The organism is Amycolatopsis halotolerans, from assembly GCF_042647905.1.
GTDB classification, from domain to species: domain Bacteria; phylum Actinomycetota; class Actinomycetes; order Mycobacteriales; family Pseudonocardiaceae; genus Amycolatopsis; species Amycolatopsis halotolerans.
In genome coordinates this window covers 200,556-213,180 of the sequence record NZ_JBHRWI010000020.1, presented here as the reverse complement: position 1 = coordinate 213,180, position 12,625 = coordinate 200,556, and the positions used below count along the sequence as shown (strand labels likewise).

General features: G+C 70.6%; 10 protein-coding genes and 1 other RNA gene. 3 read left to right on the top strand and 8 right to left on the bottom strand.

Features of this window, described 5'->3' with window-relative positions; translation table 11 throughout:
* Window positions 1–259 precede the first annotated feature (259 nt).
* Window positions 260–2,350, bottom strand: coding sequence for a DNA polymerase III subunit gamma and tau (locus ACFORO_RS16035; protein WP_377867947.1), 2,091 nt, complete (start codon window positions 2,348–2,350; stop codon window positions 260–262).
* A 24-nt stretch (window positions 2,351–2,374) separates the two neighbouring features.
* On the opposite strand from ACFORO_RS16035, the gene ACFORO_RS16030 reads away from it, so the two are divergent.
* The gene (locus ACFORO_RS16030; RefSeq protein ID WP_446681574.1) at window positions 2,375–3,247 is read left to right on the top strand and encodes a spermidine synthase; all 873 of its coding nucleotides are present in this window, start codon (window positions 2,375–2,377) and stop codon (window positions 3,245–3,247) included.
* Between the two features lie 6 nt (window positions 3,248–3,253).
* On the opposite strand, the gene ffs is transcribed toward ACFORO_RS16030, so the two are convergent.
* From ffs to ACFORO_RS16010, 4 genes are all read right to left on the bottom strand, one after another.
* Window positions 3,254–3,353: signal recognition particle sRNA small type (gene ffs, locus ACFORO_RS16025), an RNA gene on the bottom strand.
* Between the two features lie 5 nt (window positions 3,354–3,358).
* On the bottom strand, window positions 3,359–3,853 hold the full coding sequence (locus ACFORO_RS16020; protein WP_377867948.1) for a GTP-binding protein: 495 nt from the start codon (window positions 3,851–3,853) through the stop codon (window positions 3,359–3,361).
* Window positions 3,854–3,856: 3 nt separating this feature from the next.
* Window positions 3,857–4,276, bottom strand: coding sequence for a roadblock/LC7 domain-containing protein (locus ACFORO_RS16015; protein WP_009084595.1), 420 nt, complete (start codon window positions 4,274–4,276; stop codon window positions 3,857–3,859).
* Window positions 4,273–6,627, bottom strand: coding sequence for a sensor histidine kinase (locus ACFORO_RS16010; RefSeq protein WP_377867949.1), 2,355 nt, complete (start codon window positions 6,625–6,627; stop codon window positions 4,273–4,275). The genes ACFORO_RS16015 and ACFORO_RS16010 overlap by 4 nt, the downstream gene beginning before the upstream one ends.
* Window positions 6,628–6,888: 261 nt before the next feature.
* On the opposite strand from ACFORO_RS16010, the gene ACFORO_RS16005 reads away from it, so the two are divergent.
* A complete protein-coding gene (locus ACFORO_RS16005) occupies window positions 6,889–7,794 on the top strand; it encodes a serine/threonine dehydratase (RefSeq protein ID WP_377867950.1) in 906 nt (301 codons plus the stop codon).
* Here ACFORO_RS16005 and ACFORO_RS16000 read toward each other — a convergent pair.
* The 3 genes from ACFORO_RS16000 to ACFORO_RS15990 are packed head-to-tail and all read right to left on the bottom strand — an operon-like array spanning window position 7,781 to window position 11,858.
* Window positions 7,781–9,598 carry a glycosyltransferase family 39 protein gene (locus ACFORO_RS16000; protein ID WP_377867951.1) on the bottom strand — a complete coding sequence of 606 codons (1,818 nt, stop codon included), beginning with the start codon at window positions 9,596–9,598 and terminating at the stop codon, window positions 7,781–7,783. The two genes, ACFORO_RS16005 and ACFORO_RS16000, sit on opposite strands and share 14 nt — an antisense overlap.
* 45 nt (window positions 9,599–9,643) lie before the next feature.
* A complete protein-coding gene (locus tag ACFORO_RS15995; RefSeq protein WP_377867952.1) occupies window positions 9,644–11,131 on the bottom strand; it encodes a sensor histidine kinase in 1,488 nt (495 codons plus the stop codon).
* Window positions 11,106–11,858, bottom strand: coding sequence for a response regulator transcription factor (locus tag ACFORO_RS15990; protein WP_043834561.1), 753 nt, complete (start codon window positions 11,856–11,858; stop codon window positions 11,106–11,108). Before ACFORO_RS15990 ends, ACFORO_RS15995 begins: the two co-directional genes overlap by 26 nt.
* Before the next feature lie 170 nt (window positions 11,859–12,028).
* Between ACFORO_RS15990 and ACFORO_RS15985 the strand changes: the two genes are divergently transcribed.
* Window positions 12,029–12,604, top strand: coding sequence for a hypothetical protein (locus ACFORO_RS15985; protein ID WP_354748706.1), 576 nt, complete (start codon window positions 12,029–12,031; stop codon window positions 12,602–12,604).
* Window positions 12,605–12,625: the final 21 nt, after the last annotated feature.

Genomic DNA, 12,625 nt, shown 5'->3' with positions numbered 1-12,625 from the left:
CGACGCCCCGGGCGAGGTCCGTGAGGGGAACCCTGAGGGACTCTGATTCCCTCAGGGTTCCCCTCACGGACGGCAAATCCGCCCGCGGCAAGAGCTGCGGCGGCCAAGGCCACGCGACTCCGCCACGCATGGCGCTGCCGCCCCAGGTGCCCGGCTTTGGAAGCCAAGTTCGAGAGAGGGCCCCTCGCAGCACGGCCTCGTGAGTGGCGATGCCGGTTCTAACAGCCGGTTCTAACCGGCATAAACACCCACGAGAACGCTAGTCCAGCGGACGCGCGCCGAGGTGGTCCGAGAGCAGCTTGCGCGCGATCTGCTCCGGGTCCTCCTCCGCGGGCGGCGGCGGAGGCGGCGGGACCGGGCTGGAGTCCTCGGAGTAGATGTCGTCGTCCTCGTCCGAGGGTTCGGGCGGGAGCGGGATGTCCGGCTCGCTCGTCGTGACGCGGGGGCGGCTCGGCGCTTCCGCCGCGGGCTTCGGCGGTGCCGGAGGCGCGGCAGCGGGCGCCGGAGCCTGCGCCGATGCGGACGGACGCGTGAACGACCGTTCCGGCGCCGGTGCCGCCGCTTGCTGCCGGGGAGCCTGCCGAGCCGGAGCGGCGGCCGGGGCCGCGCCGTGCACGCAGCGGACCTGCCAGTCGCCGCCGAGCACCTCGCTCAGCCCGGCCGCGATCTTGCTCGCGTTGCCCTGGTCGCTCAGCCGCCGGGCGAGCGGTTCGGACTTGTGCGTCAGCGTGACCGCGGAACCGTCGACCTCGGCGACCGCGGCCTGCGTGAGCATGGCTTCGAGCGCGCGACCGCCGGTGAATTTCCGCAGCGACGCCAGCAGTTGCGGCCACTTCTCGCGCACCTTGGCCGCGTCGATCCCGCCCGCCGCCGGGGCTTCCTCAGGGGCAGCCGGAGCGGGAGCTTCGGGAGCAGGCGCGGCAGCCGCCGGAGCAGGCGTTTCAACGGGAGCGGCCGGACGGCTGACCTCCGGCCGAGCCGGACGCGCGGGTTCCTCCGCGGCCGGACGAGCCGGAACCTCCGCAGCCGGAGGCGCGGCGGGAGCTTCCTGAGCCGGACGCTGCGAAGGCCGCTGGAACCGCGCCGGAGCCTCCGCCGGAGCAGCGGAAGCGGCCGGGGCGGACGCGGGACCGGCGTTAGGCGCGGGAGCAGGACCGGGGGCGACAGCAGGGCCAGCCGGAGCGGGCGCACCAGCCGGACGTCGCTCGAGCCGTTCGATCCGCGCCAGCAAGGCTTTCTCCGCCTCGGTGACCGACGGCAGCAGCATCCGCGCGCAGAGCAGTTCAAGCACGAGCCGCGGCGACGTCGCGCCGCGCATCTCGAGAAGTCCACTGTGGACAATGTCGGCGTAGCGGGACAGCGTGGCCGGGCCGAGCTTCTCGGCCTGCTCGGTCATCCGCTTCAGCTCGTCGTCCGGCGCGGCGACCAGGCCGCGTTCGGCCGCCTCCGGGACCGCGCGCATCAGCAGCAGGTCGCGCAGCCGGTCGAGCAGGTCGGTGGCGAAGCGGCGCGGGTCGTGTCCGGCGTCGGCGAGTTTCTCGACGGTGCCGAACACTTCGGACGGGTTGTCGTTCGCGAGCCCGTCGACCACCGCGTCGATCAGCGCGGTGTCCGTGACGCCCAGCAGCGACACCGCTCGCGGGTACGTGACGCCTTCCGGGCCGGCCCCGGCGAGCAGCTGGTCCAGCACCGACTGGGTGTCGCGCGCGGAACCGCCGCCGGCGCGGATCACCAGCGGGTACACCGCCGGTTCGACCGTCGCGCCCTCGGCGGCGACGTTGCGCTCCAGCAGTTCCCGCATCGAACTCGGCGGGATCAGCCGGAACGGATAATGGTGCGTCCGCGAGCGGATGGTGGTGAGCACCTTGTCCGGCTCGGTGGTCGCGAAGATGAAGATGAGGTGCTCTGGCGGTTCTTCGACGATCTTCAGCAGGGCGTTGAAGCCCTGCGTCGTGACCATGTGCGCCTCGTCGATGATGAACACGCGGTAGCGCGATTCGGCGGGCGCGTAGAACGCCTTGTCCCGCAGTTCGCGGGCGTCGTCCACCCCGCCGTGGCTGGCCGCGTCGAGTTCGGTGACGTCGACGCTGCCGGGGCCTTCCGGCGCGAGCGCGCGGCACGAGTTGCACTCGCCGCACGGATCCGGGGTCGGGCCTTGGACGCAGTTGAGCGAGCGGGCCATGATCCGCGCGCTCGACGTCTTGCCGCAGCCGCGCGGCCCGGAGAACAGGTACGCGTGGTTGATGCGCCCGGCGGCCAGCGCCGTGCGCAGCGGTTCGGTCACATGCTCCTGGCCGACGACCTCGGCGAAGGTCGCCGGACGGTACTTCCGGTACAGCGCGAGAGCCACGTGCCCGAGACTACAGTGAGCACGGTGAGCCCCTCCCGTTCCGGTCGCGGCCGTGCGCCGAGCGGCCCGCGACCGGGCACTTACCCGGTGCGGTTCGGGACCGCCGAGCTGCTGCGCGACGCCGATCGGCCCAACGCGTGGATGCTTTCGGTGGACGGGGTGGCGCAGTCCTACGTCGATCTGGACGACCCGACGAACCTGGAGTTCGACTACGTGCGCCGGCTCGGCGATCTGGTCGACTTCCTTCCTCCCGGCCCGCTCGACGCGCTGCACGTCGGCGGCGCGGGCTGTTCCCTGCCGCGCTACGTCGCCGCGACGCGACCGGGTTCGCGGCAGCTGGTGTTCGACGCCGACGAGCCGCTGATCGACTTGGTCCGCGAACAACTCGAGCTGCGCAGCGTCCCGAAGCTGCGGGTGCGGATCGAGGACGGCCGCGCGGGCGTGCGCAGCAGGCACGACGCGACGGCGGACTTGATCGTGATCGATGCCTTCGAACGCGCGACGCTGGCTGGCGGTTTAGCGACCGTCGAATTCGTGACGGACGTCGCCCGCGTGCTGCGGCCGGGCGCCACGATGCTGGCGAACATCTCCGACGGGCCTGGGTTGCGGTTCGCGCGCCGGTTCATCGCGACGCTGGCGGAGGTGTTTCCGCACGTCGTCCTGCTCGCCGAACCGAGCGTGCTGCGCGGGCGGCGGTTCGGCAATCTCGTGCTGGCGGCCTCGCGGCTCGAACTGCCGACGGCGGAGCTGACCCGGCGTGCGGCGTCCTCGCCGTATCCGGCGCGAGTGGTGCACGGCGATGAGCTGCGTCAGCTTCAGGGGAAGGCCGCATCGGTGTCCGACGCGGAAGAGTTGCCCTCGCCGACGCCACCAGACGACGTCCTCGGCCTGTTCTAGGCATAAAAAAAGCGGGTTCCCCCCGTACCCGCCAGAGCCCGCTTATCCTTGCTGCCTTCCGGCCCTGGGGAAGTTCACAGGGTGGACGCCACGGGGGGTCCCCGCAGACGACTATAGCGGACTCGGTTGCGGCGCCTCCGACCCCCGCGCCACCCCGGCCCCGACGAGGTCGAGCACCTCGCGCACCGACGCCGGGTCGCGGGCGTCGAACGGATGCACCGGGACGCCGTCGCGCACGGTCAGCGCCCAGCGCACGTCGTGCAGCGGCCGGGTGAGCAGGCCGTCGAAGCAGTTCACCCCGACCACGAACGGCAGCCGCAGCCCTTCGACCGCGTCGAGCACCGGGTAGGCGTCGGCGATCCGGCGCGGATCGACCACCACGAGCACGGCGTCCGCGCCCCGCACGAGGTCCGGCCAGCGGAACGAGAACCGGGCCTGCCCGGGCGCGCCGAACAGGTACCGCCGCCGCTCGCCCTCGCCGAGCCTGCCGAAGTCGAGCGCCGCGGTGGTCTCGCCGGCGTCGGTGCGCACCGGCGCGATCTCCGAAACGGCGTGCACCGCCGTCGTTTTCCCGGCTCCGGCCGGGCCAAGCACGAGAATCTTCACGGGTCAGGCGAACGCGGTGTTCTTCAACTCCTCGACCAGCGCGGGGGTAAGGACTTCGGACGCGCGGTTGGCGAACATCGCCATCTCGTAGGCGATCGTGCCGAGGCTGGCCTGCTTGTTGGCCAGCACGCCGAGCGAGCAGCCGATGCTGATGGTGCAGACCACCAGGTAGCCGCGTTCCAGCTCGACCACGACCTTGTCCGGATCGCCGAGCGGATGGCTTTCGGACACGCTCTGGGCCAGCGCGAGCATCGCCGAGCAGGTCGCCGCGAGCCGGTCGGCGTCCGCGCGGTCGAGGTCCTGCGACGCGGCGATCAGCAGCCCGTCCGCAGACACGGCGAGCGCTGCGATCGCGCCCGCGGTGTGCAGCGCGAAGCGGTTGACCAGCCAGTTGAAGTTCTGCGCGGCGGCGGGAACGGTCATGATCCTCCTTGATCGGCCTGCTGAGCGGTGACTTGCTGTGCTTTGGCGACGCCGTCGGAAAACGAGTCGAAGGTGGCCCGCTCGGCGGCGGGATCGCGCAATTCGCGACGCGGCAACGGGGTGCGGACGATCTGCGGCAGTTTGAGCCCGGGGGCCAGCTGGGCTCCGGGGACGCGGCGGTAGACGCCGTCGCGGGATTCCGGTGCCACCACGGTGAACTGGTGCGTCGGGGACGGGTCCGTGCCGTCCTTCGCTTCCGAAGTGTCCTTTTCGGACTCTTCAGTTTCTTCGGGCTCTTCGGTCTCTTCGGGGATTTCCAGCGTTCCAGCGCGCGAGGCGAATTCCGGCTCAGCCTCCGGCCATTCCGGTGTCTCGGCCTTCTCAGGCTCTTCGGTTTCAGGTTCCGGTGGGTCGATGAACCACCGGAACCCGGCCGGAGTCGGCGCGGACAGCGCGGCGATCGCGGGCGCGGGCAGCAGCACCGGCCGCGGGTCGGGGACCTGCCCCGGCTCGAAAAGCCCTGGCCCGCGACGGAAATCGACGTCGCGGGTGAACAGCGCCTGCGGCACCGAGACCCGGGCCGTCACGCCACCGTCCGAAGTGGACTCCAGTTCGACGCGCAGCGAATGCCGCTGGGCGAGCCGCCCGACCACGGCCAGACCGAGCTGCTGTCCGGACGCCGCGTCGACCGGTTCGGCGAGCCGCCGGTTCTCCTGCGCCAGCCGTTCCGCGGACAGTCCGACGCCGTGATCGGCGATGCGCACCAGCAGATCGCCGGACGGCTGGAACTCGGTCGAGATCTCGACCGCGGATTCCGGCGGCGAGAACGCGGCGGCGTTTTCCAGCAACTCGGCGAACAGCAGCACCAGGTCGATCCCCAGCGACGGCGCGAGCAGCGCCTCCGCCAGTTCGTCGAGCCGGATCCGGGACTCGTCGTCGATTTCCGCGGCGGCCGAACGCAGCGCGGTGGCCAGTTCGATCGGACCGCCGACCCGGGTTTCGTCGCGATTGCCGGTCACCACAAGCAGATCGTCGGCGGTGCGGCGCAGCCGGAGCGCGGCGTGTTCCACGCGATGCAGCCCGGCGAGCAACACCGGATCGTCGGCGCTGCGCGTCAATTCCTCGACCACCGTGCGCTGGCCCGCGACCAGGTTCTGCGTGCGCTTGGCCGCTCCGACGAGCAGCTGGACCCCGGCGCGGCGCGCGTTCGCCTGCTCGGTGACCGCGTCCGCCGCGGAACCGCGGAGCCGGTTGAACGCGGCGGCCAACTCGGCCAATTCGCCGCCGGTGCCGGCTTCGAGAGCGGGCAGCAACGGTTGCGGCGGACCCGATCCCGGCTCGGCGACCTGAACCAATTCAGCGGCGGCGAGATCGGCGGTCGAGCGGGCTTGGCCGCTCAGCCGGCGCAGCGGCCGGGCGACGGATCGCGCGGCCAGCACGGACAATGCGGCAACGAGTCCGAAAAGGACAATCGCGGCGCCGCCGACGAGGAACGCCGTCCGGGTCGCGCTGGACGACTCCGCGGCGGCCGCGTCGGCGATCGCCCCGGAAAGCCGGGCTTCGACCGCGCCGCGCTGATCGGCGAGTTGAGTACCGGCAGTGACCACATCGGACACAAACTGCCGGTCTTGCCTCGGCGCGGCGGCCAGCCGGTCGAACTGTTGAGCCGTCGCCCCGGTCTCGACCGCGGCGAGCTGCGCCGCGTCCTGGCTCCCGGCCAGCCGGGCGAACTGTTCTCCGTAGACGGCAGCGCGCTGACCTGCGCGATCAGCTCCAGCGGACGCGATCAGCGCGGTCGCCCGGGCCGCTCGCTGCTCGTCCGCGCGCAGGAGTGCGTCGAGGGCGTTGAGCCGCCGGGCGCCGGTACCGTCCGAAGTGGCCAGTCCCAGCGCGTCGATCACGCCGACGGACATGGAATCGTAGCCAGACGCCACATCAGCTACGGAAACATGCCGATTGAGCACGTTCTGCCGCAGTTTCGACAGCGCTCCGCCCGGGCTGACCAGGCTTTCCGCGACGCCGTGCGCAGCGCCGTCCACCGCCTGCCGCTGCCGGACGAGCGCCGTATCGGTGGCCGACGGGTCAGCGACAAAAGCGGCCGTGAGCAGGCTTTCCCGCTGCAACTGTCCGATCAGGCCGCCCGCCCGCTGTGCCCGGGCCGCGGCGTCCGAAGTGGTCGCGGCCGTCGACGCGGCGGTGACCTGGGCAAAGACGAGCGGAACCGCCGCCGCTACGACCAGGACCAGCGGCGCTACGACCACCACGGTCACTCGCGCTTGCACAGTGCGGAGTCCGAGGCGGTCGAGGAGCCGCGCAGCGGATTCGTGCGACCGGGCCGAGCCGTCGCGCATCCACGTCACCTTCCGTTCCCGAGGAGTCCCGACGAGACCGAGGCGTGGAGTGCACCGAACGGGGACACCCGCAGGAAGCTACTACTCTCAGTAGTACTCGTCGCGGTACGCACATGGTCGGACACCCCACGTCTGCGCAGAGCTTAGCGAGATCCGCAAGATCTAGACAATGCCCTCTTGTACCGTGTCGCGCCCTGACACGCTGGGGTTTTCCCGGCGAGCGGCACGCACGGGAGCATGCGCGAGAGGAGAATGGCCAAGATGCGCACCGCACCTGTCGCCGCCGACGTCGCCGCAGCCCACCTCCGCCTCCGACCACACGTCCGGTGGACGCCGCTGTTACGCACCGAAATCGACGGTCGTCCGCTCGTCCTCAAGCTCGAGCACCTCCAGCGGTCCGGTTCGTTCAAGCTCCGCGGCGCGGTGAACGCCCTGCTCAGCGGTCCTAAGCCGAAGCGAGTGGTCACGGCGTCGGGCGGCAACCACGGCCTCGGCGTCGCCACCGCCGCGCAGGCGCTGGGCATTCCCGCCGTCGTCTACGTGCCGGAGTCCGTGCCCGACGCGAAGGCCGCCGGCATCGAAGCGGCGGGCGCGAAGCTCATCCGGCATGGCACGGCCTACGCCGAAGCCGCGGCAGCCGCGCTGGCGGTCGCCGAGGAACCCGGCACCCGCTACCTGCACGCGTACGACGACGCCGACGTGATCGCTGGCCAAGGAACCGCGACCGCGGAGATCGTGGCCGACGCTCCGGACGTCGACGCCATCGCCGTCGCAGTGGGCGGCGGCGGGCTGGCGTCCGGTGCGACGCTGGCGTCCGGCGGCCGTCAGGTGTTCGCGGTGGAGCCGGAGCACTGCCAGGCACTGCACGCCGCCCTTGCCGCGGGCGAGCCGGTGGACGTCACCATCGACTCAGTCGCCGCCTCCGCGCTCGGCGCGACTCGCGTCGGCGAGTTGGCGTTCGGCATCCTCGACTCGCCGTCCGTCACGTCCGTGCTGGTGTCCGACGCCGAGATCCTCGCCGCGCGCGACCTGCTGTGGCGCGACTTCCGGCTCGTCGTCGAACCCGCCGCCGCGGCTCCGCTGGCCGCCTGGCTCGCCGGGCGCATCCCGGCCGAGCTGCCGTGTTTTGTCTTGTGCGGAGCCAATATTTCGGTCAGCTTTGAGTGAGGTCGTACACCTTCGCGCCGCCGACCGAGGTGGCGCGGAAATGCTGCTCGACCCAGCTCGTGATCTTCCCCGAGGTGCCGCGGCTGCCGCCAGGGCCGCCGCGGCCGCCCCGCGCGGAGACGACGAAGTAGTGGATGTCGCCGCTCGCCACATACTGCTGGAATTGCGCGAGCGTCGGCGCGGGGTCGCTGCCGCTGAAGCCGCCGACCGCGAGCACCGGTTTGCCGCTGTTCAACGCCAGCCCGGCGGCCTGCATCGCACCGGTTTCCGCGGCGGCCCACTTCGTCGTCGTGGTCTCCAGCAGCCGATTCAGCTCCACATTGGACTGTTGCGGTCCGCCGAAACCGGTGCGGCCCTTGTGCTGGCTTTGCGGTCCGGACGCCGGACTTCCGCCGGTGTGCGCAGTCGACGCGGTGGCCACGGTGAAAGACGCCATCCCCAGCAACGCAGCCACGACCGCCAGCCCTGCGACGACTCGGCGCGCAGTTCCGATCAACAACGCAAGCACGCCTAGGACGCCGAGCACCAGCACGGTGTACCGCACCCACGGCTGCCAGTTCGGCGTCCGGTGCAGCAGCACGAAACTCCACGCGACGGTCGCCGCCAGCATCACCGCAAGCACCACCCGCGGTGCCAGGTAAGCGCGACCGCGCCACAGCTCAGTCGCGGAAATCGCCACGGTGGCGGCGATTCCCGGTGCGAGTGCGACCGTGTAATACGGGTGGATGATCCCGCTCATGTAGCTGAACACGAGCGTGCTGATCACCGTCCAGGCACCCCACAGCAGCAACGCCGCTCGCGTGCGATCAGTGCGTGGCGCTCGCCGGGTGAACCACAACCCGGCCATCAGACCGATCAACGCCGCGGGCAACAGCCAGGACGCCTCACCGCCGAATTGCTGAGTGAACAAGCGAGTCAAGCCCGCTTGGCCGCCAAAACCATGCTCAGCGCCGGGAAACTCCGGCAATTTCGGTTTCGCGTCCCCGCCGTGCGACTGTCCGAAAATCCGGCCGAGTCCGTTGTACCCGAAGGCCAATTCCAGCACGCTGTTGTTCGTCGAGCCGCTGATGTACGGCCGATCGGCCACCGGCCACAACGCCACCGCGAGCACCCACCAGCCCGCGGAAACCACCACCGCACCGGCAGCGGCGAGCAGTTGCCACACCCGCCGTCCCAGCGACGTCGGCGCAGCCACCGCGTACGCGAGCACGAAGGCGGGCAACACCAGGAACGCCTGAAGCATCTTGTCGAGGAATCCGAACCCAATCGCGACGCCCGCCAGCAGCAACCACTTCGTGCTCGCCTTTTCCAGCGCCCGCACCAGGAAATACCCACCAGCGATGAGGAGCAGCACGAGGAACGCGTCCGGATTGTTGAACCGGAACATCAAGGCGGCCACCGGAGTGAGCGCGAGCAACGACCCGGCCAGCAGCCCCGCCACCGGACCGGAAAGCCGCCGCACCGCCAGATACAGCAGGCCCACCGAGCCCACGCCCGCCAGCGCGTCCGGCACCAGCATGCTCCAGCTGGAGAATCCGAAGATCCGCCCGGACAATCCCATCATCCACAGGGAAAGCGGCGGTTTGTCGACGGTGACCACGTTGCCCGGATCAAGCGAGCCGAAGAACCACGCTTTCCAGTCCCACGTGCCCGCTTGCACGGCCATCGCGTAGAAATCGTTGCCCCAGCCGGAAATCGCGACATTGGTGAGGTACAGCGCGGCAGTGCCGAGCAGCAACACCGCGACCGCGGGGCGAACCCAGCGTGGCGTGCCCACCATGGCGGGCGCGTCGACAGTCGTCATGCCCGCGATTCTCACGGTCCGGGCTGTGCGCGGGCTGTGAATCACTCACGAGGGAGTGTTGCCACCGTCACGCAATTGCGGGAACGAAGCGACGAATTCGGTCCGTCCCGGTCCGCTGGTGACCATCACCCGCCCGGAATGCGCGGCCACGACCGCGGCGACAATCGCCAGGCCCAGCCCGGTACTCCCGGCAGCGCGCGAACGGGAATTGTCGCCGCGGGCGAACCGCTCGAATACCTCGGGCAGGATGTCCGGCGGAATTCCCGGCCCATCGTCCACAACGGACAAAGTGACCCATCCGTCTCGTGTGGACAGTGCGGTCGTCACCGTGGTGCCCGCGGGCGTGTGCGTACGGGCATTGCCGAGGAGGTTCAGCACCACCTGGTGCAGTTGCCCGGAATCGCCCAGCACCGCGATAGGTTCGCCGGGGAGTTCCAGCAGCCACTTGTGTTCCGGTCCGGCGACGTGCGAATCGGCGACCGCGTCCGCGACCAGGCGGGACAAATCGACCGGCTGGTGCACCACCGGACGTCCGGAGTCGAGCCGGGCGAGCAGCAGCAGATCTTCCACGAGCGTCGTCATCCGCGCCGATTCGGATTCCACCCGGCTCATCGCGAACGCGATGTCCGGCGGCACCTGTTCGCCGCTGCGCCGGGTCAATTCCGCGTACCCGCGAATCGCGGCGAGCGGCGTGCGCAATTCGTGGCTCGCGTCCGCGACGAACTGCCGCACCCGGCTTTCGCTGGCTTGGCGGGCGGCGAGCGCCTCGGCGATATGACCCAGCATCCGGTTGATCGCCGAACCGACCTTGCCGACCTCGGTTCGCGGGTCAGTGTCCACTTCGGGCACTCGCTCGGACAGCGCGACCTCGCCGCGGTCCAGCGGCAGTTCGGAAACCCGGGAAGCGGTGGCGGCGAGCCGGTCCAGCGGAGCCATCGTGCGCCGGATCGTGACCGCGCCGGCGAACCCGGCGACGAGAATGCCGCCGAGCGCGACGCCGCCGAAGATGAACCCCAACCGCCACAACGTTTCCGTGACCCGAGTCATCGGCAACCCGATCACGGTGAACTCGCCGCGCGGCGAATACGTCGAGACCACGCGGTACTTCCCGAGATTCCCGGGAAGCTCGACCGTACGGCGCTGGCCGTTCGGCGCGAGCACGAGCAAAACCCGTTCCTGCTCCGTCGTCAGCTGAACGAGACCGAGCGGGCCGATCACCTGCCCGTTCACGTTTCCGTCGTGCACGGTCAGGCTGAGCGTCCCCTCGGGCTGGCCGAGCACGCGCAGCGGATCCGGCGGCACCTTGCCGGTGCCGTTGATGGGCGGCCGCGGCACGCCGTGCCGGAACCCGCGATCGCTCGCCGCCGCCAGCTGCACGTCGAGCTGCCCGACGAGAAAACTGTTCAACGCGAGTTCGGTGACCACGCCGACCACGACGCAGACCAGCGCGAGCAGCGCCGCCAGCTGCATGATCAGCCGGCGGCGCAACGACCACGGACGGCGGCGCTCAGCCCGCGGCGGGTTTGAGGACATACCCGGCGCCGCGCATGGTGTGGATCATCGGTTCCCGATCGGCGTCGATTTTCTTGCGGAGGTAGGAAATGTACAGCTCGACGATATTGGCCTGGCCGCCGAAATCGTAGCTCCACACGCGGTCGAGGATCTGCGCCTTCGACAGCACCCGGCGCGGGTTGCGCATCAGGTAGCGCAGCAATTCGAACTCGGTCGCGGTGAGCGGCACCAGGTCGCCGCCGCGGTGCACCTCGCGGCTGTCCTCGTCCAGCGTCAAATCGCCGACCACGAGCTGCGACCCGGTCGACCCGGAAACGCCGCCCGCCCGGCGCAGCAGCGCGCGCAGCCGCAACGCCACCTCTTCGAGGCTGAACGGCTTGGTCACGTAGTCGTCGCCGCCCGCGGTGAGCCCGGCGATCCGATCCTCCACCGCGTCTTTCGCGGTAAGGAAAAGAACGGGCAGATAAGGCGTTTCGGCGCGCATCCGGCGCAGCACCTCGAGCCCGTCGAAATCGGGCAGCATCACGTCGAGCACCACGGCGTCCGGCCGGAAATCGCGGCCGACGCGCACCGCCTCGGCCCCGGTGCCCGCGCTGCGCACCTCCCAGCCCTCCATCCGCAGGGCCATCGACACGAGTTCGGCCAGCGTCGATTCGTCGTCGACGACCAGCACGCGGACCGGGCTGCCGTCCGCGCGGCGCAGTTCGGCCTTGCCCCGGCCGGCAGATGCGGCGTTCACACTGCTCATGGTGCCATCTTCGGGGCCAGTCTTCAGGTCGGGCTGTGCCCCGGCTGTGCGTTTCCTGTGCGGTGTTCCCCCGCATGGGTGCACAGGTGTCCCCCACGTCCGGCACAGCTTCCGCACAGCGGCCGCCCCGACGCTCGGGAAGAACCAGCTCGAACGTTCCGGAGGAGACCATGACGACCGATCCAGCACAGGGCGCGACCTGGGGAGAGCAGCCTGCTCCCGCATCCGGCGGCAGCGGCCCGGGGAAAGCGTGGTCGGGCCGGAAGACCGCGATCGCGGCGGGCGTCGCGGTAGTGATCGCGGTGGGCGGCGGACTGGCGATCTGGGCGGGCACCAGCGGCACCAACGCGACCGCACAGCAGGGTCAGGGTCCCGGCGGCTTCGGCGGCCCGGGAGGACCCGGCGGACAGGGCGGTTTCGCCGGTCGCGGAGGCATGGGCGGAATGGCCGCGCTGCGGGACGCGCTGCACGGCGACTTCGTGGTGGCCGATCCCGCTGGCGGGTACGTGACCGAACGCCTGCAGACCGGGACGATCACCGAACTCAGCGCCACCTCGGTGACCTTGACGAGCAAGGACGGCTACAAGCAGAGCTACACGCTCGATTCGTCGACCAGCAAAACCGGTTCGCCCAAGTCCGGCGACAACGTCACGGTGGTCGCGAAGGTCCAAGGCGCCACGGCCACCGCGACCTCGCTCGGCGAAGCCCAGCAGTTCGGCAACGGGCAGCCTCGCCGCCGCGGTTAGTCGCTCGAAGGGAACCTTGAG

Coding starts and splice junctions, on each gene's coding strand:
- ACFORO_RS16015 (WP_009084595.1), bottom strand. CDS start 4,276: ATGACCGTTCCCGCCGCCGCGCAGAACTTCAACTGGCTGGTCAACCGC.
- ACFORO_RS16010 (WP_377867949.1), bottom strand. CDS start 6,627: ATGCGCGACGGCTCGGCCCGGTCGCACGAATCCGCTGCGCGGCTCCTC.
- ACFORO_RS16005 (WP_377867950.1), top strand. CDS start 6,889: ATGCGCACCGCACCTGTCGCCGCCGACGTCGCCGCAGCCCACCTCCGC.
- ACFORO_RS16000 (WP_377867951.1), bottom strand. CDS start 9,598: ATGACGACTGTCGACGCGCCCGCCATGGTGGGCACGCCACGCTGGGTT.
- ACFORO_RS15995 (WP_377867952.1), bottom strand. CDS start 11,131: ATGTCCTCAAACCCGCCGCGGGCTGAGCGCCGCCGTCCGTGGTCGTTG.
- ACFORO_RS15990 (WP_043834561.1), bottom strand. CDS start 11,858: ATGAGCAGTGTGAACGCCGCATCTGCCGGCCGGGGCAAGGCCGAACTG.
- ACFORO_RS15985 (WP_354748706.1), top strand. CDS start 12,029: ATGACGACCGATCCAGCACAGGGCGCGACCTGGGGAGAGCAGCCTGCT.